The sequence below is a fragment of the Pectobacterium sp. CFBP8739 genome (genome assembly GCF_013449375.1).
In the GTDB taxonomy this organism is placed as follows: domain Bacteria; phylum Pseudomonadota; class Gammaproteobacteria; order Enterobacterales; family Enterobacteriaceae; genus Pectobacterium.
Window position 1 is genome coordinate 56,444 of record NZ_JACDRR010000011.1, and the last position, 24,061, is coordinate 80,504.

Consider the following 24,061-nt stretch of genomic DNA (forward strand, 5'->3'; position numbering starts at 1 on the left):
TTTTAGAGCGTGATTTTTCTGCCGCCCACTGTTACCCCCTTCGACTGACCATCAGGACCATAGAGTCCCTGATGACGGGGCTTTAGTATATTTATCGCTTCATTGGTATAGGCAATATGCCGATTCAGCAGAAGGCCGTTGTGCTTATTCTGATCGTTCAGACGTCTGGTTAACTCTTGAATCTGCTGCCAGTAAGCAGACAGCTTTTCAATGCCATCATAAGGTGCTTGCAGTTTAAGCGTTGATTCAGTTTGATGACGTCGTGTTTCCAGATGCTGCATAGTAGCCAACAAGGAGGTTTTATTCTCTGTCACTTGTTGCAGAGCGATACTATTAATATGCCCCGCGCAAAGCAATGTTTGCTCGTCAGACATGACTGCATCAAGCTCACGTAGGTTGTGCAGCAGTTGCTCTAGAATCGGTTGCAGATTTTCCATAAGTGTTAATTACCAGCTAAAAAATCCTGCGTTTCTTTTAACAATGCATCCGCGATTTTTCCGGCATCGATTTTAAGTGAACCATCACGAATTGCTTGCTTCAAGGTTTCAACGCGGTTCATGTCGATATCCTGCGTACCTGGCTGCATTAATTTTGCCTGCGCATCGCTCAGTTTTACCTGCGTAGCGCTGACTTCAGACTGAGCTTCAGCCTGTTTGCGTTTGGTTTTAGCGATATCACCAGATTCGCGTTGTTGCACTTGACTGACTGGCTTCAGCGACTGGGTGCGTTCAATACTCATAATACATCCCTCTGGTTTGAGGATAAATAGTTAATCATCAATGTGTTAAAGGATTTTCATCACATTGGTGTTCAGTTTTAAAACGTTGTCAGTAATGACTCTGTAACTATCATCGGCAAACGTGAGCAAATCTTTAATTAATTACTGTGAGATCAGAATAATCCCATCGTCGTTCGCAGTTCCGCTGATTATTTGTCCATTTGCCGTTCTGACTCTAACTGCCTGTCCAGCGGCTGCGTTGTTCATGGCTTTTCCTTCGCCATTAATCGTGAAACCTTCTCCCTGGACGATAATCTGCACCGACTGACCTGCTTTGACGACCCAGGCGTGTCTGATCATGGAAGCGGTAATCACCTGGCCCGGAGTGAGATCGCGCAAAAGGACTGCGCCCTGTGCGCCTTGTAACGTCAGTATAGGGCGCAACGGCAATAAATCGAGCCTGCCTTTTGTCAAACGAATGTCTTTTTCCGACAGCGTTGTTCCACGGTTTATCGGCCGTGCGCTAGTGACATAGTTTCCTGTAACCTGCACTTCGGTTTGAATGAAGCGGCGCAGTTGTCCGCAACGTACGGACAGACTGACATTACCCCACATTTTCGTATTTCCGGGTAATGTGATTTGGGGCGCTTCGCACTGTGGCCACTGTGATTTTGGTGATTTTATCACAACGTTTACGGTATTCGTGCTTCCCTGAAAGCGTGAAGCAAAAAATTGATTAATCTGTGCAGGAAGGTCGTTCGCATTAACAGGGGCACACAGGATGAAAAAACAGGATGTCGCCAGATAGAGGTAATAATGTATTGTTTTCATTCCTGTTCGGCTCTCCTGGTTCTGATTATATCGGGCAATAAGTGTAACGATGTCAGCGCAAGGTTAAGGCAATAAATAGCGCTGCATTTGGTGTCTATTCGTTCGATGACATAGCCATAATGAGAATTATCCTACCTACTCCAAATTCTAACTTGCGGAGGGAGCATGCTTGATAAATTAGACGCCTCGTTGCGGTTCCAGCAGGAAGCGTTGAACTTGCGTGCCCAGCGGCAGGAAATTCTGGCCGCGAATATTGCTAATGCGGATACGCCAGGCTATCAAGCCAGGGATATCGATTTTGCCAGCCAGCTCAGTAAAACGATGGAGCAAGGCCGTGTGAACGGTACGGGTATCGCGCTGAAAACGACATCTGTACGGCATATACCGGCACAGAATTTTCAGCCGCCGGAACTTGATTTGCTCTATCGCGTGCCCGATCAGCCTGCATTGGACGGTAACACGGTCGACATGGACCGGGAACGCACTAACTTTGCCGATAATAGCCTGAAATATCAAACCAGCCTGACCGTTCTGGGCGGGCAGATTAAAGGCATGATGTCGGTCTTGCAATCAGGTTCATGAACGTAGCGCGATGAGAAGGTAAAGATTCATGTCGTTATTAAATATATTCGAAATCTCAGGCTCAGCGCTTTCTGCGCAATCTCAGCGTCTGAATGTGAGTGCCAGTAACTTGGCTAACGCAGACAGCGTCACTGGCCCTGATGGCGAACCGTATCGTGCCAAACAGGTTGTATTCGAAGTGAATGCCGCTCCGGGGCAGTCAACGGGCGGTGTGCGCGTTGCCAATGTTATTGAAGATCCATCACCTGCGCGTCTGGTTTACGAACCGGGCAACCCGCTGGCTGATGGACAGGGATACGTTCGCATGCCGAATGTTGACCCAGTGGCTGAGATGGTAAACACCATTTCTGCATCGCGTAGTTATCAGGCAAACGTCGAAGTCTTGAATACGACAAAATCGATGATGCTGAAGACGCTAACGATCGGGCAATAATCGGGAGACGATATAATGTCTGTAACTATTAATGATACTTCATCGGCAACGAAAACACAGAGTACATCAAGCTCTTCGTCGGCAACGACAGTAGAGAAGAATAGTAGTGCCGATCTACAAAACCAATTTCTGACGCTTCTGGTTGCACAGTTGAAGAATCAGGATCCGACAAATCCGATGAGCAACGATCAGCTTGTTAGTCAACTTGCTCAGCTCAATACGGTGAGCGGTATTGAAAAATTGAATACCACTCTGGGGTCTATTTCTGGGCAGATTAATAATAACCAATCTATGCAAGCAACAACGCTGATTGGCCACAGTGTCATGGTGCCTGGAAACAGTATTCTGGTGGGTAAAGAAACCAGCACTCCGTTTGGCGTCGAATTGGAACAAGCAGCACAAAACGTGACGGTTACCATCAGTAATGAACAAGGTAGCGTGGTCCGTACCGTTGAATTAGGAACGCTTTCTTCTGGTGTCCATTCATTCAATTGGGATAATAAACTTTCTGATGGTTCGACTGCACCGGATGGCGCATATACCTTCACTGTCGCTGCTAGTACAGGCGGCGCACAGCAGGTTGTTCAACCATTGAGCTATGCGGTTGTCAATAGTGTGGTGCGTGGTGAGAATGGTGCATTGTTGGATTTAGGGCTGCGTGGCAAAGCAACGATGGACGATGTCCGGCAGATTCTGTAGCGGTACAAATTTTATGTTATTCCAGTGACATGCGCGCATTGGAATATGATTTAATCTATTTCTCTGGAGAGCAACATGAGTTTTTCTCAGGCGATCAGTGGTATCAATGCAGCATCGAATAATTTGGATGTTATCGGTAACAATATTGCCAACTCAGCAACTGTAGGTTTCAAAGCCAGCTCTGTGACATTCGGTGATATGTTTGCAGGGTCTCAGATTGGTATGGGTGTGCAAGTTGCGACGGTTACGCAAAATTTTTCTAACGGAACAGTGACATCGTCGTCTCGTGATCTGGATGTTGCGATTAGCAGCGGCGCAGGCTTTTACCGTATGCAAGATACTAACGGTACGGTGTATTACGGTCGTAACGGTCAGTTTCTTCTCAACGGCCGTAACATTGTTAACGCGCAAGGTATGCAACTGACGGGGTATCCCGCAGTTGGCGCTCCACCTGTTATCCAGACTGGAGGGGATCCACAGCCATTGAGTATTCCTGATGGCGATATGTTTGCGAGTGCGACGACGGCAGCGACACTTATGGCTAGCTTGAAGTCATCGGATTCCAAACCTGCAACGGCTTGGCGTGCGGCTGACTCTACTGTCTCACCTCCAGTGCTGAGTACAGAAGGTCAAGAAGGGACGTTCAACACCAAAACATCACTGACGGCGTATGACAGTCAAGGGAATAAGCACGACTTTACGCTGTACTTTGTGAAAACAGATGACAATACTTGGCAAACTTATGCGCGCGATGCTTCTGCCGCTTCACCAAAGTATCAAGATGTGGGGACTCTGAAATTCGGTTCCAATGGTGCGTTAATTTCCCAGAGTCCAACCCCTGTTAATGGTGTAACGCCGGGTGCATTTACCGTCGATCTTGTCGGGACTAACGGTGCGGCCACTGGGACATTCACACTGGATTTTACCGGTAGTGTGCAGCAGAACACCGATTACAGTTACAAGAGCCCGACTCAAAATGGTTATGCACCAGGGGCGCTAACTGGTTTTAAAATCCTAGAAGATGGTACTATCGAAGGGAGTTATAACAATGGTCAGAAGCAAGCGTTAGGTCAAATTGTATTGGCCGGTTTTGCTAACCCTGGAGGCTTGTCACCGAATGGCGATAACGTATGGACGGAGACAGTAAGCTCAGGACAGGCCGTTGTGGGAACCGCGGGAACCGGAAATCTAGGCAAATTGATTGGTAAATCGACAGAAGCGTCAAACGTCGATATGGGACAAGAATTGGTTAACATGATTGTTGCCCAGCGTAACTACCAGTCAAATGCGCAAACCATTAAAACGCAGGATTCCATTCTGCAAACATTGGTTAGCATGCGCTAATCATCCTAACGGGGACATTGCATGGACCACGCGATTTATACAGCAATGGGTGGCGCAAGCCAGTCATTGGAAAAGCAGGCGATTACGGCGAACAATCTGGCGAATGCTTCAACGCCAGGTTTCCGAGCACAGCTTTCTGCACTACGTGCTGTACCGGTAAATGGGCTGACACTGCCCACTCGTACGCTGGTTGTTGCCTCCACGCCTGGTGCGGATATGAGTGAAGGCGTGATGAATTATACCGGCCGTGCAATGGATGTCGCTTTACCGAAAGAGAGTTGGCTGGCAGTACAAACGGCTAACGGCGGTGAAGCGTACACCCGTAATGGTAATATCGAGATCAATGCTGACGGGCAGTTGACTATCCAGGGACGCGTTGTAATGGGTGATGGCGGGCCGATTGACGTGCCGCCGCAGGCCCAGGTCAGTATTTCTCCTGATGGTACGATTTCTGCTCTTAATCCAGGTGACCCGCCAAATACGATTGCCCAATTGGGGCGCTTGAAGCTCGTTAAGGCTACAGGGCAAGAAGTCGAGCGGTCTGATGACGGGTTATTCCGCTTAACGCAACAGACTCAGCAACAACGTGGTAATGTTCTGCAAAACGATCCCACCGTGCGTATTATGCCGGGAGTTATCGAGGGCAGTAATGTGAACACGGTCGATACGATGGTTGATATGATTGCCAATGCTCGCCGCTTTGAAATGCAGATGAAAGTCATTAGTAGCGTCGACGATAATGCACAACGCGCTAATCAGATATTATCTATGGGTTAAGCGCCGAGTGCGCACAGGAGTGAATAAATGATCCGTTCTTTGTGGATTGCAAAAACCGGCTTGAATGCCCAGCAAACCAACATGGACGTTATTTCCAATAACTTGGCAAACGTCAGCACTAATGGTTTCAAGCGCCAGCGTGCGGTATTTGAAGACTTGATGTATCAAACCATTCGTCAGCCCGGTGCTCAGTCTTCAGAGCAAACAATGCTACCGTCGGGCTTGCAATTGGGTACGGGGGTTCGTCCAGTATCAACGGAGCGTATTCATACTCAAGGAACATTTTCCGAAACGGGTAATTCCAAGGACGTAGCGATCAAGGGGCAAGGGTTCTTTCAGGTTCAGTTACCTGATGGCACAACAGCTTACACGCGTGATGGCGCTTTCCAACTTGACGGTAACGGACAGCTAGTAACGTCCAGCGGTTATCAAGTTCAGCCTGCAATTACCATTCCAGCGAATGCGACTGAACTGAATATTGGCCGTGACGGTATTGTGAGCGTTAAGTTGCAGGGGCAAGTTGCAACAAACCAGATTGGCCAACTGACACTGACGACTTTCATTAATGATAGTGGTCTTGAAAGCATCGGTGAGAATCTGTATTTGGAAACCGCAAGCTCGGGGGCGCCGAATGAGTCGAATCCTGGTTTGAATGGCGCAGGTTTGCTTTATCAGAAATATGTCGAAACCTCTAACGTCAACGTGGCTGAAGAATTAGTATCAATGATTCAGACTCAGCGTGCTTACGAAATTAACAGTAAAGCGATTTCTTCATCTGACCAAATGCTGCAGAAATTGACACAACTGTAAGTCATCTCCCGCTCTGATCCGGTGCAAGAGCGGGGGATTTTTTCGTCAGATGTTAGCAATCATGTAGGCCGTGTTTGGCGGGTAGTGATAACCATAAGCGCCTGTAAAAGGGAAATATTGTGGTGATTCCCCCGTGAATAGGTGAAATAGATTAATTTAAGGCGATATCCGCAGTGATAATGAATGCAAAGTCGGTTATCAAACCACTCCGCCGGCCCCTTCTGTTGGCATTGATCGCAATGGTAGCACTTAGCGGTTGCGCCTATGTTCCGCATGATAAAGTTGTCACTGGTCCTACTACCGCTCAGCCCGCATCGCCAGTATTAGCGGGGCCTAATGGTTCTATTTTCCAGACTGTGCAGCCGATGAATTATGGCTACCAGCCGATGTTTGAGGATCGTCGCCCACGTAATATCGGTGACACACTAACCATCGTATTGCAGGAAAATGTCAGCGCCAGTAAAAGTTCATCTGCGAATGCGAGTCGTAATGGCGCATCGACTTTTGGTGTAACCGTGACACCTCGTTATCTTGAAGGCCCGCTAGGTAATAACCGTGCTGCTCTTGATGCTACGGGGACGAATGATTTCACGGGGAAAGGCGGTGCCAACGCTAATAACACGTTCAGCGGCACGATTACGGTCACGGTAGGGCAAGTGCTGGCTAATGGCAACTTGCAGGTTGTTGGTGAAAAACAAATCGCGATTAATCAGGGAACTGAGTTTATCCGTTTCTCAGGGATCGTCAATCCGAGAACCATTAGCGGCAATAACTCGGTGCCATCAACCCAAGTTGCGGATGCGCGCATTGAATATGTCGGCAATGGCTATATTAACGAAGCGCAAAACATGGGCTGGTTACAACGGTTCTTCCTTAATGTTTCTCCGTTCTAAGTTTAAGAGGCCTGTCATGCGGATTACATCATTTTTTACTGTTCTGCTGACGTTATTGACGCTGAATATTGCTCCTGTGTCGGCAGAGAGAATTCGCGATCTGGTAAACATTCAGGGCGTGCGTGGTAATGCGTTGATTGGTTACGGGTTAGTTGTGGGTCTAGATGGTTCTGGTGACCAGACTATGCAGACGCCATTTACGACGCAAAGTTTAACGAACATGCTTTCCCAGTTAGGGATTACTGTGCCCGCTGGAACCAACATGCAGTTGAAAAACGTTGCTGCGGTAATGGTTACGGCGGAGCTCCCGCCTTTCGGTAGAGCGGGTCAGAATATTGATGTTGTTGTGTCTTCACTTGGTAACGCGAAGAGTCTGCGCGGTGGGACACTGTTAATGACCCCATTAAAAGGAGTCGACAATCAGGTCTATGCTCTCGCGCAAGGTAACGTTCTGGTTGGTGGTGCCGGCGCGTCCGCTGGCGGAAGTAGTGTTCAGGTTAACCAGCTTGCCGGCGGTAGAATCAGTAATGGTGCCGTTATCGAAAGAGAGTTGCCAAGTACATTTGGCTCATCGAATACTATTATGCTGCAGTTGAAGAACGACGATTTTTCGATGGCGCAGAAGGTAAGTGATGCAATAAACCGTTCTGGATACGGTGGTAGCGCGAGCCCTTTGGACTCACGGACTATTCAGGTGTTAGCTCCGCATGGTAACAGTTCTCAAGTTCGTTTTCTGGCCGATATCCAGAATATTGATGTTAACGTCGGAATCCAGGACGCGAAAGTTATCATCAACTCCCGTACTGGCTCTGTCGTGATGAACCGCGATGTCACGCTGGATAGCTGTGCTATTGCTCAGGGTAACCTTTCGGTGACGATTAACCAGCAAGCCAATGTTAGCCAGCCTAATACACCACTGGGCGGTGGTCAGACAGTGGTAACGCCTCAAACACAGATCTCAGTGCAGCAAGCAGGTGGTTCTTTACAGCAAGTCAACTCCAGTGCCAATCTTAACAGCGTTGTGCGTGCACTGAACTCTCTGGGAGCGACGCCGATGGAGCTGATGTCTATTCTGCAGGCGATGCAAAGTGCAGGTTGTTTGCGTGCCAAACTGGAAATTATCTGATGAGTGATATACAGACGCTGAATAATGCGGCCTATGATGCGCAGTCACTGAATACGCTGAAACGTGAGGTTTCAGGTAACCCTCAGAGCAAAGAGGGTATCAGGGCTGTTGCGCAACAAATGGAAGGTGTGTTTGTCCAATTGATGATGAAAAGTATGCGTTCTGCGATCCCGCAGGACGATCTCTTCAACAGCGATCAAACGCGTTTGTATACCTCAATGTATGACCAGCAAATTGCCCAAGAGATCTCAACGAAGGGCAAGGGATTAGGGCTTGCGGATGTCATGGTTGAGCAATTGACTCGGCAATCTCCCGATGCTGCAACCGCTAAAGCTCCAGTTCCTTCTGTTCCATTAACATTTGATGGCGATGTGCTAAAAACCCTACCCACAGCGGCAGTGGAACAGATGGTGCGTAAAGCACTGCCTAAATTACCCACTACGGGTTCAGCCTTACCGTTGTCCAACAGTAATTTTGTGTCTCAGATTTCCTTGCCCGCTCAGATTGCCAGCCAACATAGTGGGATACCTCACCACCTTATTATTGCTCAGGCAGCGCTCGAGTCTGGGTGGGGACAGCGTGAAATCCCTACTGAAGATGGGCGCCCGAGCCACAATCTGTTCGGCATTAAAGCCGGAAGTAGCTGGAATGGGCCGACAACGGAGATTACCACGACAGAGTACGAACAAGGTGTGGCCAAAAAAGTAAAAGCCAGTTTCAGGGTATATGATTCCTACATTGAAGCAATTGGCGACTATGTAAAATTACTCACTAATAACCCGCGCTACTCGGCCGTGATGAGTGCCGGAACGGCAGAGCAAGCCGCTCATGCGTTACAAAAAGCGGGTTATGCAACGGATCCACAATATGCTCAAAAATTGGTAAGCATGATCCAGCAAATGAAGAACTCGGGTGAGAAAGTGGCGAAAGCTTATACGCACGATTTGAGCCGTTTATTTTGATTTTTTATTCAAGATTTGCGTTTTCTGACCGATAAAGTAATTAACTTATGTAGCGTATTGGCTACTTTCAACGTTTGGCTAGTCGCGCAGCGCGTCAATAGCCTGTGCAAAAGGAACAACGCCTTATGTCCAATTTAATTAACACTGCAATGAGTGGTTTAAAAGGTGCACAGGTTGCGCTAAGTGTTGTGAGTAACAACATTAGTAATCAGGCTGTTACAGGATATAGTCGCCAAAGTATTATACTTGAACAGACAACGAGTAATTCGACATCGGCTGGTTATATAGGGAACGGTGCTAATGTTGTCAGTGTCAATCGGCAATATAATGAGTTCATCACCAATCAATTACGTTCTGCGCAAACAACCAGTAGCTCAGTTACTGCGTACTATGAGCAAATTTCTAAAATTGATAATCTGCTAGCAAGCAGTACCACAAGCCTTTCATCAACGATTCAGGGATTCTTTTCTAACCTGCAAAATCTCACAAGTAACTCGGGAGATTCGTCCACTCGGCAGACTGTACTGGGTAAAGCTGAAGGATTAGTAAACCAATTTAAAGTTACAGATAAATATTTGCGTGACATGGACAGTGGTCTGAACACCCAAATTCAAAGCATTGTTGGTCAAGTTAATGCATATTCTAATCAGATTGCGTCTTTAAATGACGAAATTACCCAGCTAATGGGAGCAAATAGTGGTGCTATGCCTAATGATTTGCTCGATCAACGCGATCTTTTAGTTGATCAACTGAATAAGTTGGTTGGGGTGAATGTTGTCGTGCAAGATGGGAATGTTTATAACGTTGCATTAAAGAACGGGACTGATTTGGTTCAGGCTGGAACCAGCAATCAGTTGGTTGCGATAGGTTCTAGTAGTGATCCTTCTCGTCTGACTATCGGGTATAAAGACCGAGCCAATGATGTGACTTCACTGACTGAGAGTAGTTTAACGGGGGGAACACTAGGTGGCTTACTTTCCTTCCGGACTGAAACGTTAGATGAAACACGCGCACAGTTAGGACAACTGGCTCTTGCATTTGCTGATGCATTTAATGCACAACATCAGAAAGGTTATGATCGTGATGGTGCTAAAGGTGGTGATTTCTTCTCTTTCGGTAAAGCGGTTGCCTTTAATGATAGCAAAAATACCGGTACTGCGGTGTTAACGCCATCTTACACGAATACCAAAGATGTTCAGGCAAGCAATTACTCGCTTAAATACGATGGTACAAATTGGCAAGTAACACGTTTATCCGATAACTTGAAGTTTACTGCGACATTAGATGCTACAGATAATAGTCTGAACTTTGATGGTATCAAGATGACTATCACAGGAACGCCGGCAGGGAATGATAGCTTCCTGCTCAAACCTGTTAATGACGTGATTATTGATATGTCAGTGGCGATTTCCGATCCTAATAAAATTGCTGCTGCCTCCGTCAAGCTTGACGACACGGGCAATCCTGTTGTTGATGGCAGTGGCAATCCTGTATTCGGTGGTGTCAGCGATAATACGAATGCTAAAGCACTGCTTGCACTACAAAATGAAAAGATTGTCGGTGGTAAAGCAAGTGTTTCTGGTGGTTACGCGAGTATAGTTGGAGCAATAGGCAACCAAACCAGCACGTTGAAAATAAACAATACATCGCAGCAAAACGTCGTTAAGCAATTAACGGCAGAACAACAGTCCGTATCTGGTGTGAATCTTGATGAAGAATACGGCGATTTGATGCGTTATCAGCAATATTATATGGCCAATGCTCAGGTCATTAAGACAGCACAATCTATATTTGATGCATTGCTTGCGGCAAGAAACTAGTTTGACCATTTGATCGAGGAGAACAAATACCATGCGTTTAAGTACTAGCATGATATATCAGCAAAATATGCAAGGCATTATTAATGGTCAGGCGGCGTGGCAGAAAACGGGCGAGCAATTATCAACTGGGAAACGTGTCGTCAATCCATCAGATGATCCGATTGCTGCTGCAAGTGCTGTTATGATTGGTCAGGCTCAATCAGAAAATAGCCAATATACCTTAGCACGTACCTTTGCCAAACAAAGTATGTCCTTGGAAGAATCTATTCTGAATAGCAGCGTTATTACTATTACTAGTGCATTGACGGAAGTGATTAGTGGTGGTGGTATTAAGAGCGATGATGACCGTAAATCAAATGCGACCGCACTGCGTGGTATGAAAGCTGAATTATTGAATTTGGCAAATAGCACTGATGGCAATGGCAATTATATTTTTTCTGGCTATGACACAGACAAAACGCCTTTTGTTGAAGGGGCTACAGGTGTTAACTATGTTGGTGGAGATAAAGCAATTTCACAGCGCGTGGACGCGTCTCGAAATATGAATGTTAGCCATGTCGGTTCTACAGTTTTCAATGCTGTAACGGGAGATGCTAAAAAAGAGCCAGATGGTACTATCCAATCGGACTTATTTGAAACATTGGATATTGCAATTAAAGCGCTTGAAACACCGCTTGATGGTGCTGACGATGTAACAATAGCTGATGTTGAAGCAAAATTGGCAACGGCTAATCGTGGTTTAAATAACTCTATAAACAATATTTCTTCTGTTCGTGCAGAATTAGGTATTCAACTTAATGAGATTGATAGTCTCGATGCTATTGGTAAAGATCGTGATGTAGCAAACAAAACGGCATTGTCCCAGTTACAGGACACAGATTGGTATGAAGCTATCTCATCTTATATCATGCAAAAATCTTCTTTAGAAGCATCTTATACAGCATTTCAAAACATGCAGAGCATGTCGTTATTCCAAATGAAATAGTAGTAATAGACAATATTTTTCTATTCTACTTTACGGTTTGAATACGCTTAAACCGGGCGTATTTTTTAGGCGTGTCATTCTCTTTATTATATTGAATGACATGCCATTTTTTATCCTATCATTATTGCTCGACATTCTCCCTGTTAATTCTCCTTATCTAATCCTTAACTCAGGTACGCACTTATCTGCCGTTCATGCCCTATTGCAATTTTTTACATAACTAGACATTCATCGCGATCATGATAAATCGCTATAATGCACGACCATTTCAAATATCGACGCGCTACTGACTAGTCAGTCAACATCGACTTATCTTGCTTATAGGCGGTTTATAGAGATTAGGGGCTGGATAGCTGGGTAAGGATATCAGCAAGTAAATCGAAAACCTCGCTAAATAAATGTTCTGCAAATGGTGGGATTAACGGAAGTAATAAACCTAGCGTCATAATACCCACTGTGAGGGTAATCGGAAAGCCAACGACAAATATCGAGAGCTGGGGGGCCATGCGGTTAAGCATGCCGAGTGCGAGGTTAATGGTGAGTAGTAGAGTGATGATCGGTAGTGCCAGCATCAATCCGTTAATAAAAATCAGTCCACCGGCACGTGCAAGCGCGAGAAAAGCGTGACTGTTAATAGGGTTCGTACTTATAGGCAGCGTATAGAAACTGTCTGCTAATAACGAGATCATCCAGAGATGACCATCAAACGTCAGGAAAAGTAAGATGGCAAGAATATTCAGAAAACGCGCTATTACCTGCATATTCGGGCCGCCAGTGGGATCAAAAAAGGTCGCAAAGGCGAGTCCCATCTGTAAACCAATAAGCTCGCCAGCATGGCGAATAGCGGCAAATGCTAACTGCATTGACAAACCGAGTGTGACGCCGATTAGAATTTGTTGTATTAACAGCCAGACACCTGCGACAGAAAAAATAGGTGTGGTGTTTAACGGTAAATAGGGGGCAACGAGTAGCGTAATCAGCACACCCAAACCAATTTTTACTCGGTTACCAATGGCTCTTTCGTTAAAAACTGGCGCAGTGCTGATCAGTGCAAGAATTCTGACAAAGGGCCAGAAAAATTGGCTGACCCAATTAACCATATCCCAACTGTTAAACGTCAGCATGCTTACCCAATAATGTGAGGTAACTGGCCGAATAATGTACGCATATAGTCCAGCATGAGGTTCAACATCCAAGGACCTGCGATCACTAAGGTGAAGAAAACCGTTAGGATCTTAGGGATAAACGATAGCGTCATTTCGTTTATCTGAGTGGCTGCCTGCAGTAGACTAATAAGCAGCCCGCTGAGTAGTGCTGCCATCAACGGGGGGGCCGCTAACGCCAATGCTATCTTCATTGCTTCATAGCCAAGCGCCATCACCGATTCTGGTGTCATAGTCGCATTCCTCTATCCGCCTAACTATAAAAACTTTGGGCTAATGAACCGAGTAGCAGCTGCCAGCCATCAACTAATACAAAAAGCATCAGTTTGAAAGGCAAGGAAATGGTTGCTGGAGGAACCATCATCATCCCCAGAGCCATCAATACGCTGGCAACAACGAGGTCAATGATGAGGAAAGGGATAAATATGGTAAAGCCAATCTGGAAAGCGGTTTTTAGTTCACTTGTCACAAAGGCGGGGAGAAGCACACGCATAGGTACCGCTTCAGGCCCCTGAATCTCTGGGATTTCTGCCAGTCTGGTAAATAATGCCAAGTCGGTTTCTCGTGTTTGCCGTAGCATGAACTCACGTACAGGCTCGGCGCCACGTTCGATGGCGACTTCCATACTGATTTTATCCTGACTGAAGGGAAGATAAGCTTCGTCATAAACGCGGTTTAATACCGGCGACATAACGAAAAAGGTCAGAAAAAGCGTCAATCCTAACAAGACTTGGTTCGGTGGCGCAGTTGGCGTACCCAGCGCATTGCGTAACAAACTCAGGACGATGATAATCCGAGTGAAGCTGGTCATCATTAACAATGCGGCAGGAATAAACGTTAATGACGTGAGGAAAACCAGCGTTTGTACTGATAGCGTCCAGCTCTGTCCGCCATTAGGGAGCGGTTGCGTCACAATTCCGGGAAGCTGTGCCCACACCGATGGTGCCATCAACAATAAACCGATGGTTAAACCATAGCGCAACGTGCGAAGCAGGGAGGTGATACGAAAATAATTAGGTAAGGCACTCATTCCGATTTTTCCGGACGCTTTAAAACTTTCTTTAACAGTTGATTGAAATCAACTGACTTGGTGTCGCCTGCGGATGAACTGTCGTTGTTTGGTTGTGCTGGGAGTGTATGCAAAGGCGTGATCTGTTGAGGCGTAACACCTAACACCAACCAAGTATTATCAACTTCTACAATAACGACACGTTCACGTTGCCCGACAGGGCAGTGGGATACGACTTTTAGCAACTTATTTTGCTTAGCTTGCGGGGCAAATCCGAGTTTGCGAACTAGCCAGGCAATCAGCAGAATAAATAATAAAATACCAGCAAGCACGCTACCGACCTGTGTCAGTAACATGCTGCCGGTAAGTGGAGGCGCAGTAACAAGCGTTGATTGCTGGCTTGTTACTGGCGTCGTGGCTGACACCGAGGCTATTGCCATTAACGACTCAGGCGGCGCATACGTTCGGATGGTGTGATGATATCGGTAATACGAACACCATACTTGTCAGATACGACGACAACTTCCCCCTGAGCGATCAGGTAGCCGTTGATCAGGATATCCAGTGGTTCACCTGCTAAGCCATCAAGTGCGACAACAGAACCTTGGGTGAGACGCAGGAGTTCTTTTATCGTCATCTTGGTCCGGCCAAGCTCAACGGTGAGTTTGACAGGAATATCCAAAATCAGGTCGATATCCTGCAGAGCACCCAGCGGATCGTGACCTTCTAGCGACTTAAAAATGCCTTCCGTTGTCGCGGCCGGTTTTTCTGCAGCCTGCTGCTCGTTAAATGCATCAGCCCACAGATCGTCCACTGATTCCTTGTCGTCGGACGGTTTCTTGGTGTCACTCATTGGGCTGTTCCTCGTTATCCAGAGAATTCAATATAGGGTTAATCAAATGTTCAACACGTAGGGCATATTGCCCGTTTAATGTGCCATATTGGCTGGTCATCACCGGCACGCCATCAACATGGGCAATAATTTTTTCCGGCTTGTCGATCGGTAACACATCGCCGGGTTGGAGCTTCAAAATCTTGGACAATCGCAGTGGGATATCCACAAAGCTTGCGACCAGTTCCAACTCGGAATGCTGTACCTGCTTGGCTAAGGTGTCTCGCCAGCTCTGATCTTCCTGACGTGAGTTTTCCAATGGTGGGTTCGCCAGCAGTTCGCGTAGCGGCTCGATCATTGAAAAAGGAATACAGATGTTAAATTCACCTGTGAGTGAACCGATTTCAACATGAAACGGTGTCGTCACGACGATATCATTAGGCGACGTTGTGATGTTGGTAAACTTAACCTGCATTTCTGAGCGTACGTATTCGATGTCAAGTTTGTAAATCGCATTCCAGGCTTCGCCATAGGCTTCCAGAGCCAAGCGTAACATACGCTTAACCACACGCTGCTCTGTATGGGTAAATTCACGTCCTTCGACTTTCGTCGGGAAGCGCCCATCGCCACCGAAAAGGTTATCTACGGCAATAAACACCAGACTGGGTGAAAAGACAAACAATGCCGTGCCGCGTAGCGGTTTTAAGTGAATCAGATTCAGGTTTGTCGGGACTGGAAGGTTCCTAGCAAACTCATGGTATGGCTGGATCTTGATTGCACCTACGGTGATATCAGGGCTGCGGCGCAACAGGTTAAACAACCCCATACGGAATTGACGCGCAAAACGCTCATTAATGATTTCTAATGCCTGTAAACGCTCGCGGATAACACGTCGTTGCGTATTCGGATCATAGGGCTTGACTTCCCCATCTGATTTTAATGACGCATTAGCGTCAGCGGCACTATCGCCGCTGTCGCCATTTAATAATGCATCAATTTCTGCTTGTGAAAGAATACTATCGCCCATGATGGTTACCGCAGTATAAAGGCCGTGAACAGAACATCAGTAACGACCTGGTTAGGTTGGCCAGGAACTAATGGTGGGCTTAGCACTTGCTTAATTTGCTCTATCAATTTCTGTTTGCCTTGCTCATTAGCAAGGGCAATCGCGTCCTGACGAGACAATAATAATAACAGCCTGCTACGAACCTCTGGCAGATAATTAGTAAACCGTGTTCGCGTGGCTTCATCGGGCAAACGCAGTGTGAAACCCACATATAGTACACGGTCAGGATCGTTATCTGCATTGACGAGATTAACGGTAAAGGTATCCAGCGGCATGAAAACAGGCTCTGGTGGTGGCGGTGCTTCCTGCTCGGCTGTTGCTGCATTTTTCTGATTTAATAGCCACCAAGCGGCACCCGCAGCACCAGTCGCAGCGAGAGCAACGATAATCAGTAGTATTAGCCAAATAGACCGTTTACGTCTTGGTCGAACTTGCATATCAGACATAGCCAAAGAGGGTTCCCGTTACTTATTGATACTTATTACTGGATGAAACCAACAATAAATAAATGCGTAATGTCGATGATTATCCTGCCTATTGCTATGTTCAATACAGAGAATAGGCAGGGAAAACCGTGCTAACTTATTCGTTCACTTCATTTTCAGGCAAAGATATCAACGCCGTTGACCGATGATGCCATTGAATTTAACTGTTCTGGTACATGGAGTAATTCACCCGTGCCTTCTGCTGAATGACCAAATTGCTGCTGATAAGACGGGCCACGGCTATTGCCGTCGTTATTATTACTCGCCATTTGCTGTTGCCAGGCAGAGGAATCACTACCTACACTGCTCTGGCCAAGGTTAATTCCGCTTTCTGCCATCGCATTACGCAGGTGGGGCAGTGCGGCTTCCAGTGCCGAACGAACTTGACTATTTGCAGATGCCAAATGAATCTGTGCCTGATTATCATCAATTTTTAGGCTGATGTGGAGAGCACCTAATTCCTGCGGGTTTAAACGTAGCTCCGCGGTTTGCTGCCCATTACGGCTAAACATTACTATCTGCTGGCCTAATGCATCTTGCCATTGTGGTGATCCAAACGGTGCATTCAACTGTGCGCTTGTGGCCTGAGAGGCTGGCGTGGTTGTCCCTACTGATGCGGGGGGAACATGCATGGCTTGCACGACTGGTGCTGTTGTTTGAGATGCACTATTACCTGATGCGAGAACCTGTTCTGCTCCATTGCGATCGGCAGAAAAAGAGTGGGTTAATGCTTGCGCAACTTTTGCTGCATTATCATCGGCAGATTCTGCCGTTATTGATGTCTGAGAAGCTAGCTTGGTCGTATAAGGCAAACTGCGTGAGGTATCAGAGTTTTTATCTGATACCGCTGTATTTGGGACAGTCAAGGTGTTTAACAAGGTCGTCGCCAGCGTACTTTTGGTATTTTCATCCAAATCGTTTAGTACAGCAGTAGATGCCTCATTTTGACGTTTAGTATCAACGAGCGCAGGGATGTTTAATCCCGCATATTGTTCCACCGTCACCAGATTATCCGTAGATGCAGGTGTTTGTGTAGGAAGCGGTGCAGTCTGAAGCATGGCGAACAATGTTTGTATCGCCGTGTCATCGTCGCTTGTACTAGCGCTTTCTTTTTTGTCGAGATCCTTAAATTTCGCCTGCTCAGCCATTTCTGGATTTTGCTTACCCGCAGTAATCGCGGTACCAGTAAGTGAACTGAATGAAGAGAGCAGGGTATTTAAATCATCACGACTAAGGGATGTCCCTTCTTTCCCCAGCACGTCTAGCAGAGCGTCTTGGTCTGTTTTATCGAGATTAAGCGTCTTTTTATCCGATGTATCGGTTACTTGCGATATGTGTTTGCTCAACAGATCAACAAAATCTTTTGGTAGCTCGCCCTGTGTCAGAAGAGATGCAGAAGAACTGCTTGTATCACTACTGACAGTGGTCGCTATGGGTAACGCGGACAGATTCATGATTCTGCTTTCCTCTGTGAGGCCCGTTGGGCAAATTCATCCATTTGTTTTTGTTCTATTTTGTTTTCTTTGGCAAGTTGTCTTGTCAGTTCGCGATTTTGGAGTTTCTCAAAAGCATTCAAACGCTGTTGTTTTTCTTGCCAAGTCTTCATTGCTAAATCTAAACGTGATGTCCACTGCAAAAGCTGTTGTCTGTGTTGCTCAATTGCATTGTCCAGCGTCCGGATGAATTGTTGATAATTCTGCCAGCTATTATTTGCCATACCAGTAGACATCGTCGAGTTCAATTTTTGACGGTAGTCGTCCTGATAGTTTAACAGCATATTGAGTTGCTGCTGTGCTTGTAGGTGTGCTTGACGCACTTGTCCCAACTGGCTTGCCGCTTTCTCAACGTCCTTCTGTGCCAGTTCGCGTAGTGTAACCAGTGGTGACTGGGTTTTCATCTGCTCTCCTACTCGTTACGAGGGAAAATAGTGTGCAACGCCTGGCAAGATTCTTCGTAGCTACTTTTTTCAAACATCCCCTGCTGCAAGAAAGCTTCCAAATGTGGATAGAGCCGAATGGCTCTGTCGAGCATAGGATCACTGCCTGCGGCGTAGGCACCAACACTGACTAAATCACGGTTACGTTGGTAACTGGATAATAACTGCTTAAACTGCCTTACAGAAGCATAGTGGTTTTCATCGATCAACGCGGTCATTGCACGGCTAATTGAGGCTTCAATATCTATTGCCGGATAATGACCTGATTCCGCCAATTGGCGTGACAACACGATGTGCCCATCAAGAATAGCACGAGCTGAGTCAGCGATGGGATCTTGCTGATCGTCACCTTCCGTTAGAACAGTATAGAAGGCGGTAACAGAACCACCTCCATGAATACCATTTCCTGCGCGTTCTACCAGCGCGGGTAATTTGGCGAAGACAGAGGGAGGGTATCCCTTGGTCGCCGGTGGTTCGCCAATGGCTAAAGCAATTTCACGTTGCGCCATAGCGTAACGCGTGAGCGAATCCATGATGAGTAGAACGTGATACCCGCGATCGCGAAAATCTTCTGCAATACGCGTGGCATACGCCGCCCCTTGCATTCTTAATAATGGAGACACATCCGCTGGCGCAGCAATAACGACGGAACGCGCACGCCCCTCTGTACCTAAAATATTCTCGATAAAATCTTTTACTTCTCGGCCACGTTCGCCGATAAGGCCGACAACGATGACGTCAGCCTGAGTATAGCGCGCCATCATCCCCAGCAGCACACTTTTACCTACCCCGGAACCAGCAAACAGACCCATTCGCTGCCCACGGCCTACGGTGAGCAGGGCGTTTATGGCACGGACACCCACGTCCAGAACACTTTCGATGGGTGTTCTCTGTAATGGGTTGAACGGTGGTGTAATCAGCGGTGCACGATAGCCTGTATCCGGTGCAGGTAAACCGTCCAGCGGTTTTGCGCTACCATCCAGCACTCGACCAAGTAGTTCGGGGCCTAGTGGTAATTGTTTTCCCTGACTGCTGCTGTCTTGACCGACGCGGGCATAAACACGTGCGCCGGGGGTAATACCTTCAACTTCTTCCAGCGGCATGAGAAAGAGTTTTTGCCCGTTGAAGCCGACCACTTCGCTTTCGATTTCTTCAACCTGAGAACCATTCTGCCGTTCGATGAGACAGGTGGCCCCCAGTGGCATATGCAGCCCTGTCGCTTCCAATACCAAACCTGTTGCCCGGGTTAAACGGCCGTAACGACGCACCGACGGTGTGTCGTCAATACGCTTCTCAAATGAATCAAGAGAAGAAAGCCAGCGTCCGAGGCGTGAAGTCATCATAGCTCTCCCGGTGCGGCTAAACGGCAAAGCTCATGCCAGCGTGTTGCCAGGCTGGCATCCAGATCGCCTTCTTCCGCACTAACCTTACAGCCACCAGGGTGAAGTTGGCTGTCGGCAAGCAATCTCCAGCCATGCAAGCTGAGTGTCGGGCCCAAATACTGCTCTACGCGTTCCAGATCTGAAGGATGAACGCGTAGTTGCGTTTTACCCGAAAACATCGGTTCTTGCTGAATCAGTTGCTGTATCTGACCGAGCAGCGCATTACCGTCGCAAACTGGAGGTTGCCCCAAAATCTGCTTAGCGGCAGTCAGAGCCAACTGCATCAGACGGGCTGGAATCACACTGTCGAGTGTATCCAGCGTCTGCTGAAATTCGGTGACCATATTTTGCATCTGTTCGATGATCGGTTGCTGCTGCTGTAGGGCATTCTGCAAACCCTGCTGTTGCCCCTTGGCTAAACCTTCCTGATAGCCTGCGTCATAGCCTTGTTGGTGCCCTTGAGCAAAACCTGTTTCTCGCGCTTGCTGCATCGTGCTTTCACGCAGGGAAGCTAACTCGTCCTCAGCGGCTGAAAGGGCGCTTTCTTCAGTAAAACGCTCCATGTCAGGCAGCTCAGGCTCGTTATTGACCTGATAGCTTGGTAGGACTGGATTCGAAACGGGTTCGGCCAGATCGTTGAGCTTCCAGGGCTGCCAAGCCAGGTTCTTGGGGCCGTTAGACATAAGCATCCTCGCCGCCACCGATAATCATTTCGCCGCTGTCTGCCAGACGACGAACGATAAGCAGAATGGCTTTCTGTTCGCTTTCGACCTGAGACATACGTACCGGGCCGCGAGTCGAGAGGTCGTCGCGAAGAATTTCTGCTGCACGCTGAGACATGTTGCGCAGGAATTTCTCGCGTAAAGGCTCTTCGGCACCTTTCAATGCCAACAGCAGAGACTCGGACTCGACTTCTTGCAGAAGACGCTGGATGCTGCGGTCGTCCACGTCCACCAGGTTTTCGAACAGGAACATTTCGTCGATGATTTTCTGTGCCAATTCGCCATCGAACTCGCGTACGGCATCAATAACCGCTTCTTCCTGCTGTGTTTTCATCAGGTTGATAATTTCAGCCGCAGTACGAACACCACCCATCTTGCTGCGTTTGAGGTTCTGGCCATCCAGCAAGCCATTCAGAACGTCTGTCAATTCTGCCAGTGCGGAAGGCTGAACACCACCGAAGGTTGCAATACGCAGCATAACGTCATGGCGCAGCCGTTCGTCAAACAACGCTAAGATATCGGCAGCCTGAGCGCGTTTCAGGTGTACCAGAATGGTTGCGATAATCTGTGGGTGTTCGTCGCGGATAAGGTCTGCGGCAATCTGCGGTTCCATAAAGTTGAGCGTTTCCATCCCACTGGATGTTTCGCGACTTTCCAGAATATCTTCTAACAGACTAGACGCGCGTTCTTCACCAAGCGCTTTGACAAGCACTGAACGAAGATAGTCGCTGGCATTCACGCTGAGCGCGGCATATTGTTCTGAATCTGCCTCAAATTCTCGCAGGATTTCGAGTAACTGCTGCTGTGATACTTGCCGCATGTTCGCCATTGCAGAACTGAGATGTTGTACTTCTTTGGTCGAAAGATGAGTAAATACCTCTGCGGCGCGGTCTTCACCAATAGTCATCAATAAAATGGCGCTTTTTTCGGTTCCAGTCAGGTTCATAGTTCGTTACTCATCCATTGACGAATGACCAGAGCGACAACGCGTGGGTCGTTCTCTGCCAGTTCACGTATGCGGTTACTTTGCATTTCTGCATTGACACGTTGTTGCGATTTCCGCTGTTGTTCAACTTCCGAGCTACTCAGGTTGACCATAACATCGTTGTCTGCACTTTGAGACAGAGTAGCCGCTGCCAGTGCCGCTTCTTGCTGCTGTGCTTTTCTCTGCAATTGTGGACGAACCAGTTTACGCCACAGGATCCAAGCAACGATAAGCACTAGCAACCAGCGACCCGCTTCCATCAGGAGATCGAAGAATGCCTGTTTTTGCCAGAAGGGGAGTTCGCCAGAACCGTCGGTACTGTCCATAAATGGCGTATTCACGACATTTAATGTATCACCGCGTTCAGCAGAAAAGCCCATAGCTTCACGTGCTACTGTTTCAATCTGTTTGATCTGCTCTTCCGTCAGTGCAACTGGTTTGCCATCTGCACCAGGAGGCTGGTAGTTAACAATAACGGCCGCAGACAAGCGCTTTACACCACCTGTGCTGTGTTTGGTATGTAAAATCGTCTTGTCGACTTCATAGTTGGTTGTTGCATCATTGCGAACGTTTGATGTTTGAATAACGGTATTTGCATTTGCCGCATTGTTTTGGTTCTGCTGGCCAGCCTGATTGTTAGCATTAGCATTATTTGGCGGTGTTGCGATAGGCGCTGTAGGCGCTGGTGTAGGTTGATTGGTTAATGCGCCTGGAACGCCGCCGACATTCGGGCCTCCTCTTTGCTCACTTTGGCTGGTTTGCTGAGAGCGAACTGCCGCTTTATCTGGCGGTTGGTTGGGTTGGTACTGCTCGTCAGTTTGTTCGCGGGCAGAGAAATCAATTTGTGCGGTGACCTGGGCATGTACATTACCCATACCAACCATCGGCGCGATGATTGACTCTATGCGGCGTTGGTACATCGCCTCAACTTCGTTACTGTATTTAAGCTGTGCGGCATTCAGATCGCGGCCGCTGCCGCCAGCCTGAGTTAATAGACGCCCAGTTTGATCAACGACTGTAACATTATCTGGTGGAAGGCCAGCAACACTGCTGGAAACCATATAAACGATGGAATTGATTTGCCCTTCATCTAATGCCCGACCCGGCTGTAATGTCAGGGTGACGGAAGAAGAGGGGGCTTTTTGCTCACGAACGAACAGTGAAGGCTTCGGTATAGCAAGATGAACTCGCGCATTCTGAACGGGGCCAAGCGTTTCTATCGTTCTGGACAGTTCACCTTCCAGCGCACGCTGGTAATTAATCTGCTCGCTGAATTGGCTGATGCCAAATTTTTCTTGATCGAGCAATTCGAAGCCCACTGCGCCGCCTTTTGGCAGCCCCAATTGAGCAAGTCGGAGTCGGGTCTCATAGACATTTGCAGCGGGAATCATAATCGCCCCGCCATTTTCCGCAAATCGATAAGGGATATTCAGCTTTGTTAATTCGCTGACAATCGCACCGCCGTCCCGGTCATTGATGTTGCTATAGAGAACCCGATAATCAGGACCTTTGGCCCATAGCGTTAAAGCCACGACAATGGCAATGGCTGCAGCTGCTGCAATCAGTAGCGGAATCTTCGGATTGGCGCGTAACCGGTTGAGTATTTCGCCAAAGCTATTTTTACCGGTAGCGGCGCCGGTTAATGAGGCGTTCATACTCTATCTCTGCTTGGTTGTTGAACGATATACTTAACGTTGTGACGTGACAAAACAGAACTCCCTGATTGCGCAATCAATAAAACATTTCGCCTACATTTGTGGGCATGTCATTATTTTCCGTAAAAGAAAAATCGATGGGTCGATAAGGTGGCATTTTTCGCGCTAATTGTGCGATTTATCTGAAAAGCTGTGTGATAGGGTAATGCTGTCATAGAAAATGCATAAGTAGTCTACTCTGTATGATGTAGTGAGGTGTTATGTCAGTTCAAGGTATTGATGGTGTTTTACAGCAAATGCAGGTCAAAGCTCTGCAGGCTGCTGACACGCCAATAGCCAGACCATCGGTAGAACCTGGTTTTGCCAGTGAGCTGAAGGCTGCGATCGATAAGATCAGCGACACGCAGCAGACGGCTCGTACGCAGGCTGAAAAATTTACCTTGGGTGTACCGGGCGTGGCATTGAATGATGTGATGGTGGATTTGCAGAAATCATCCATTTCAATGCAGATGGGCATTCAGGTGCGTAATAAACTGGTATCTGCGTACCAGGAAGTGATGAATATGTCTGTTTGATGTCGTCTAATGACATCAACCTGCAGCTAGCAAAGCCATTGTGCGTAATCTCACGGCTAATGCAATGAAATTACGCACAATCTTTATTTATGCCGACTTCCCGCTTGTGTCTATTCTTTGTCTCCACGTCTTCTAATCTTCACATTCTTAACGCGTACTCATTTCGTTATACCGATAGTCTGAGCATGCAGAGTAAAAGCACCGCTTGTGGGTAAAAAAATGCGCCCGTATCAGGTGAAGATAGGGGCGCGAGTATCATATATAACGAGGA

Annotated in this window: 28 protein-coding genes; 12 read left to right on the top strand and 16 right to left on the bottom strand. The window is 47.4% G+C overall.

The window, feature by feature from the left end:
- Positions 1 to 2: 2 nt before the first annotated feature.
- The 3 genes from H0247_RS10965 to flgA all read right to left on the bottom strand — a co-directional run bounded on the left by H0247_RS10965 (position 3) and on the right by flgA (position 1,549).
- Positions 3 to 437 carry a flagella synthesis protein FlgN gene (locus H0247_RS10965; protein ID WP_180742569.1) on the bottom strand — a complete coding sequence of 145 codons (435 nt, stop codon included), beginning with the start codon at positions 435 to 437 and terminating at the stop codon, positions 3 to 5.
- Between the two features lie 5 nt (positions 438 to 442).
- Positions 443 to 739 carry a flagellar biosynthesis anti-sigma factor FlgM gene (flgM, locus tag H0247_RS10970; protein WP_180742570.1) on the bottom strand — a complete coding sequence of 99 codons (297 nt, stop codon included), beginning with the start codon at positions 737 to 739 and terminating at the stop codon, positions 443 to 445.
- Between the two features lie 141 nt (positions 740 to 880).
- Positions 881 to 1,549 carry a flagellar basal body P-ring formation chaperone FlgA gene (flgA, locus tag H0247_RS10975; protein ID WP_180742571.1) on the bottom strand — a complete coding sequence of 223 codons (669 nt, stop codon included), beginning with the start codon at positions 1,547 to 1,549 and terminating at the stop codon, positions 881 to 883.
- A gap of 165 nt (positions 1,550 to 1,714) precedes the next feature.
- Here flgA and flgB point away from each other — a divergent pair, with 165 nt between their 5' ends.
- The 11 genes from flgB (at position 1,715) to flgL (ending at position 11,980) form a co-directional block, all read left to right on the top strand.
- Positions 1,715 to 2,131, top strand: coding sequence for a flagellar basal body rod protein FlgB (gene flgB / locus H0247_RS10980; RefSeq protein WP_015840802.1), 417 nt, complete (start codon positions 1,715 to 1,717; stop codon positions 2,129 to 2,131).
- Positions 2,132 to 2,159: 28 nt separating this feature from the next.
- Positions 2,160 to 2,564 carry a flagellar basal body rod protein FlgC gene (gene flgC / locus H0247_RS10985; RefSeq protein WP_015840801.1) on the top strand — a complete coding sequence of 135 codons (405 nt, stop codon included), beginning with the start codon at positions 2,160 to 2,162 and terminating at the stop codon, positions 2,562 to 2,564.
- Positions 2,565 to 2,579: 15 nt separating this feature from the next.
- Positions 2,580 to 3,263 carry a flagellar hook assembly protein FlgD gene (gene flgD / locus H0247_RS10990; RefSeq protein ID WP_180742572.1) on the top strand — a complete coding sequence of 228 codons (684 nt, stop codon included), beginning with the start codon at positions 2,580 to 2,582 and terminating at the stop codon, positions 3,261 to 3,263.
- A 75-nt stretch (positions 3,264 to 3,338) separates the two neighbouring features.
- The gene (gene flgE, locus H0247_RS10995; protein ID WP_180742573.1) at positions 3,339 to 4,607 is read left to right on the top strand and encodes a flagellar hook protein FlgE; all 1,269 of its coding nucleotides are present in this window, start codon (positions 3,339 to 3,341) and stop codon (positions 4,605 to 4,607) included.
- A gap of 21 nt (positions 4,608 to 4,628) precedes the next feature.
- Positions 4,629 to 5,384, top strand: a complete 756-nt coding sequence (locus tag H0247_RS11000) for a flagellar basal body rod protein FlgF (protein ID WP_180742574.1) — start codon at positions 4,629 to 4,631, stop codon at positions 5,382 to 5,384.
- 27 nt (positions 5,385 to 5,411) lie between these two features.
- The gene (gene flgG / locus H0247_RS11005) at positions 5,412 to 6,194 is read left to right on the top strand and encodes a flagellar basal-body rod protein FlgG (RefSeq protein ID WP_180742575.1); all 783 of its coding nucleotides are present in this window, start codon (positions 5,412 to 5,414) and stop codon (positions 6,192 to 6,194) included.
- A gap of 179 nt (positions 6,195 to 6,373) precedes the next feature.
- The gene (flgH, locus tag H0247_RS11010) at positions 6,374 to 7,087 is read left to right on the top strand and encodes a flagellar basal body L-ring protein FlgH (protein WP_180742788.1); all 714 of its coding nucleotides are present in this window, start codon (positions 6,374 to 6,376) and stop codon (positions 7,085 to 7,087) included.
- 16 nt (positions 7,088 to 7,103) lie between these two features.
- A complete protein-coding gene (locus tag H0247_RS11015; protein WP_180742576.1) occupies positions 7,104 to 8,213 on the top strand; it encodes a flagellar basal body P-ring protein FlgI in 1,110 nt (369 codons plus the stop codon).
- A complete protein-coding gene (gene flgJ / locus H0247_RS11020; RefSeq protein ID WP_180742577.1) occupies positions 8,213 to 9,175 on the top strand; it encodes a flagellar assembly peptidoglycan hydrolase FlgJ in 963 nt (320 codons plus the stop codon). Before H0247_RS11015 ends, flgJ begins: the two co-directional genes overlap by 1 nt.
- A 125-nt stretch (positions 9,176 to 9,300) precedes the next feature.
- Entirely contained in the window at positions 9,301 to 10,995 is a 1,695-nt protein-coding gene (flgK, locus tag H0247_RS11025) for a flagellar hook-associated protein FlgK (RefSeq protein ID WP_180742578.1), read from the top strand.
- Between the two features lie 31 nt (positions 10,996 to 11,026).
- The gene (gene flgL / locus H0247_RS11030; RefSeq protein ID WP_180742579.1) at positions 11,027 to 11,980 is read left to right on the top strand and encodes a flagellar hook-associated protein FlgL; all 954 of its coding nucleotides are present in this window, start codon (positions 11,027 to 11,029) and stop codon (positions 11,978 to 11,980) included.
- A 338-nt stretch (positions 11,981 to 12,318) separates the two neighbouring features.
- On the opposite strand, the gene fliR is transcribed toward flgL, so the two are convergent.
- The 13 genes from fliR to fliF all read right to left on the bottom strand — a co-directional run bounded on the left by fliR (position 12,319) and on the right by fliF (position 23,215).
- Positions 12,319 to 13,104: a flagellar biosynthetic protein FliR gene (gene fliR / locus H0247_RS11035; RefSeq protein ID WP_180742580.1), complete on the bottom strand. Its 786-nt coding sequence runs from the start codon at positions 13,102 to 13,104 to the stop codon at positions 12,319 to 12,321.
- A 2-nt stretch (positions 13,105 to 13,106) separates the two neighbouring features.
- Positions 13,107 to 13,376, bottom strand: a complete 270-nt coding sequence (gene fliQ / locus H0247_RS11040) for a flagellar biosynthesis protein FliQ (protein ID WP_180742581.1) — start codon at positions 13,374 to 13,376, stop codon at positions 13,107 to 13,109.
- A gap of 20 nt (positions 13,377 to 13,396) precedes the next feature.
- A complete protein-coding gene (gene fliP / locus H0247_RS11045; protein WP_180742789.1) occupies positions 13,397 to 14,092 on the bottom strand; it encodes a flagellar type III secretion system pore protein FliP in 696 nt (231 codons plus the stop codon).
- A 77-nt stretch (positions 14,093 to 14,169) separates the two neighbouring features.
- Complete coding sequence (fliO, locus tag H0247_RS11050; RefSeq protein ID WP_180742582.1) at positions 14,170 to 14,592, bottom strand: flagellar biosynthetic protein FliO; 423 nt, start codon at positions 14,590 to 14,592, stop codon at positions 14,170 to 14,172.
- Entirely contained in the window at positions 14,592 to 15,005 is a 414-nt protein-coding gene (gene fliN / locus H0247_RS11055; RefSeq protein WP_015840788.1) for a flagellar motor switch protein FliN, read from the bottom strand. Before fliN ends, fliO begins: the two co-directional genes overlap by 1 nt.
- Complete coding sequence (fliM, locus tag H0247_RS11060; protein WP_180742583.1) at positions 14,998 to 16,011, bottom strand: flagellar motor switch protein FliM; 1,014 nt, start codon at positions 16,009 to 16,011, stop codon at positions 14,998 to 15,000. Before fliM ends, fliN begins: the two co-directional genes overlap by 8 nt.
- 5 nt (positions 16,012 to 16,016) lie before the next feature.
- Entirely contained in the window at positions 16,017 to 16,496 is a 480-nt protein-coding gene (fliL, locus tag H0247_RS11065) for a flagellar basal body-associated protein FliL (protein WP_180742584.1), read from the bottom strand.
- Positions 16,497 to 16,651: 155 nt separating this feature from the next.
- Positions 16,652 to 17,989 (bottom strand): flagellar hook-length control protein FliK, encoded by a 1,338-nt coding sequence (locus tag H0247_RS11070; RefSeq protein WP_180742585.1) that lies wholly within the window; start codon positions 17,987 to 17,989, stop codon positions 16,652 to 16,654.
- Positions 17,986 to 18,432: a flagellar export protein FliJ gene (fliJ, locus tag H0247_RS11075; protein ID WP_180742586.1), complete on the bottom strand. Its 447-nt coding sequence runs from the start codon at positions 18,430 to 18,432 to the stop codon at positions 17,986 to 17,988. The genes H0247_RS11070 and fliJ overlap by 4 nt, the downstream gene beginning before the upstream one ends.
- A gap of 8 nt (positions 18,433 to 18,440) precedes the next feature.
- Positions 18,441 to 19,811 carry a flagellar protein export ATPase FliI gene (gene fliI, locus H0247_RS11080; RefSeq protein WP_180742790.1) on the bottom strand — a complete coding sequence of 457 codons (1,371 nt, stop codon included), beginning with the start codon at positions 19,809 to 19,811 and terminating at the stop codon, positions 18,441 to 18,443.
- Entirely contained in the window at positions 19,811 to 20,536 is a 726-nt protein-coding gene (gene fliH, locus H0247_RS11085) for a flagellar assembly protein FliH (RefSeq protein WP_180742587.1), read from the bottom strand. Before fliH ends, fliI begins: the two co-directional genes overlap by 1 nt.
- Positions 20,529 to 21,521, bottom strand: coding sequence for a flagellar motor switch protein FliG (gene fliG, locus H0247_RS11090; protein WP_180742588.1), 993 nt, complete (start codon positions 21,519 to 21,521; stop codon positions 20,529 to 20,531). The genes fliH and fliG overlap by 8 nt, the downstream gene beginning before the upstream one ends.
- Positions 21,518 to 23,215 (bottom strand): flagellar basal-body MS-ring/collar protein FliF, encoded by a 1,698-nt coding sequence (gene fliF, locus H0247_RS11095; protein WP_180742589.1) that lies wholly within the window; start codon positions 23,213 to 23,215, stop codon positions 21,518 to 21,520. The genes fliG and fliF overlap by 4 nt, the downstream gene beginning before the upstream one ends.
- A 260-nt stretch (positions 23,216 to 23,475) precedes the next feature.
- On the opposite strand from fliF, the gene fliE reads away from it, so the two are divergent.
- Positions 23,476 to 23,790, top strand: a complete 315-nt coding sequence (fliE, locus tag H0247_RS11100; RefSeq protein ID WP_010279635.1) for a flagellar hook-basal body complex protein FliE — start codon at positions 23,476 to 23,478, stop codon at positions 23,788 to 23,790.
- The last annotated feature ends 271 nt before the right edge of the window (positions 23,791 to 24,061 follow it).

Excerpts from the sequence above, each read along its gene's own strand:
- H0247_RS10965 (WP_180742569.1), bottom strand. The coding sequence starts at position 437 with ATGGAAAATCTGCAACCGATTCTAGAGCAACTGCTGCACAACCTACGT.
- flgM (WP_180742570.1), bottom strand. The coding sequence starts at position 739 with ATGAGTATTGAACGCACCCAGTCGCTGAAGCCAGTCAGTCAAGTGCAA.
- flgA (WP_180742571.1), bottom strand. The coding sequence starts at position 1,549 with ATGAAAACAATACATTATTACCTCTATCTGGCGACATCCTGTTTTTTC.
- flgB (WP_015840802.1), top strand. The coding sequence starts at position 1,715 with ATGCTTGATAAATTAGACGCCTCGTTGCGGTTCCAGCAGGAAGCGTTG.
- flgC (WP_015840801.1), top strand. The coding sequence starts at position 2,160 with ATGTCGTTATTAAATATATTCGAAATCTCAGGCTCAGCGCTTTCTGCG.
- flgD (WP_180742572.1), top strand. The coding sequence starts at position 2,580 with ATGTCTGTAACTATTAATGATACTTCATCGGCAACGAAAACACAGAGT.
- flgE (WP_180742573.1), top strand. The coding sequence starts at position 3,339 with ATGAGTTTTTCTCAGGCGATCAGTGGTATCAATGCAGCATCGAATAAT.
- H0247_RS11000 (WP_180742574.1), top strand. The coding sequence starts at position 4,629 with ATGGACCACGCGATTTATACAGCAATGGGTGGCGCAAGCCAGTCATTG.
- flgG (WP_180742575.1), top strand. The coding sequence starts at position 5,412 with ATGATCCGTTCTTTGTGGATTGCAAAAACCGGCTTGAATGCCCAGCAA.
- flgH (WP_180742788.1), top strand. The coding sequence starts at position 6,374 with ATGAATGCAAAGTCGGTTATCAAACCACTCCGCCGGCCCCTTCTGTTG.
- H0247_RS11015 (WP_180742576.1), top strand. The coding sequence starts at position 7,104 with ATGCGGATTACATCATTTTTTACTGTTCTGCTGACGTTATTGACGCTG.
- flgJ (WP_180742577.1), top strand. The coding sequence starts at position 8,213 with ATGAGTGATATACAGACGCTGAATAATGCGGCCTATGATGCGCAGTCA.
- flgK (WP_180742578.1), top strand. The coding sequence starts at position 9,301 with ATGTCCAATTTAATTAACACTGCAATGAGTGGTTTAAAAGGTGCACAG.
- flgL (WP_180742579.1), top strand. The coding sequence starts at position 11,027 with ATGCGTTTAAGTACTAGCATGATATATCAGCAAAATATGCAAGGCATT.
- fliR (WP_180742580.1), bottom strand. The coding sequence starts at position 13,104 with ATGCTGACGTTTAACAGTTGGGATATGGTTAATTGGGTCAGCCAATTT.
- fliQ (WP_180742581.1), bottom strand. The coding sequence starts at position 13,376 with ATGACACCAGAATCGGTGATGGCGCTTGGCTATGAAGCAATGAAGATA.
- fliP (WP_180742789.1), bottom strand. The coding sequence starts at position 14,092 with ATGGCACCATCGGTGTGGGCACAGCTTCCCGGAATTGTGACGCAACCG.
- fliO (WP_180742582.1), bottom strand. The coding sequence starts at position 14,592 with ATGGCAATAGCCTCGGTGTCAGCCACGACGCCAGTAACAAGCCAGCAA.
- fliN (WP_015840788.1), bottom strand. The coding sequence starts at position 15,005 with ATGAGTGACACCAAGAAACCGTCCGACGACAAGGAATCAGTGGACGAT.
- fliM (WP_180742583.1), bottom strand. The coding sequence starts at position 16,011 with ATGGGCGATAGTATTCTTTCACAAGCAGAAATTGATGCATTATTAAAT.
- fliL (WP_180742584.1), bottom strand. The coding sequence starts at position 16,496 with ATGTCTGATATGCAAGTTCGACCAAGACGTAAACGGTCTATTTGGCTA.
- H0247_RS11070 (WP_180742585.1), bottom strand. The coding sequence starts at position 17,989 with ATGAATCTGTCCGCGTTACCCATAGCGACCACTGTCAGTAGTGATACA.
- fliJ (WP_180742586.1), bottom strand. The coding sequence starts at position 18,432 with ATGAAAACCCAGTCACCACTGGTTACACTACGCGAACTGGCACAGAAG.
- fliI (WP_180742790.1), bottom strand. The coding sequence starts at position 19,811 with ATGACTTCACGCCTCGGACGCTGGCTTTCTTCTCTTGATTCATTTGAG.
- fliH (WP_180742587.1), bottom strand. The coding sequence starts at position 20,536 with ATGTCTAACGGCCCCAAGAACCTGGCTTGGCAGCCCTGGAAGCTCAAC.
- fliG (WP_180742588.1), bottom strand. The coding sequence starts at position 21,521 with ATGAACCTGACTGGAACCGAAAAAAGCGCCATTTTATTGATGACTATT.
- fliF (WP_180742589.1), bottom strand. The coding sequence starts at position 23,215 with ATGAACGCCTCATTAACCGGCGCCGCTACCGGTAAAAATAGCTTTGGC.
- fliE (WP_010279635.1), top strand. The coding sequence starts at position 23,476 with ATGTCAGTTCAAGGTATTGATGGTGTTTTACAGCAAATGCAGGTCAAA.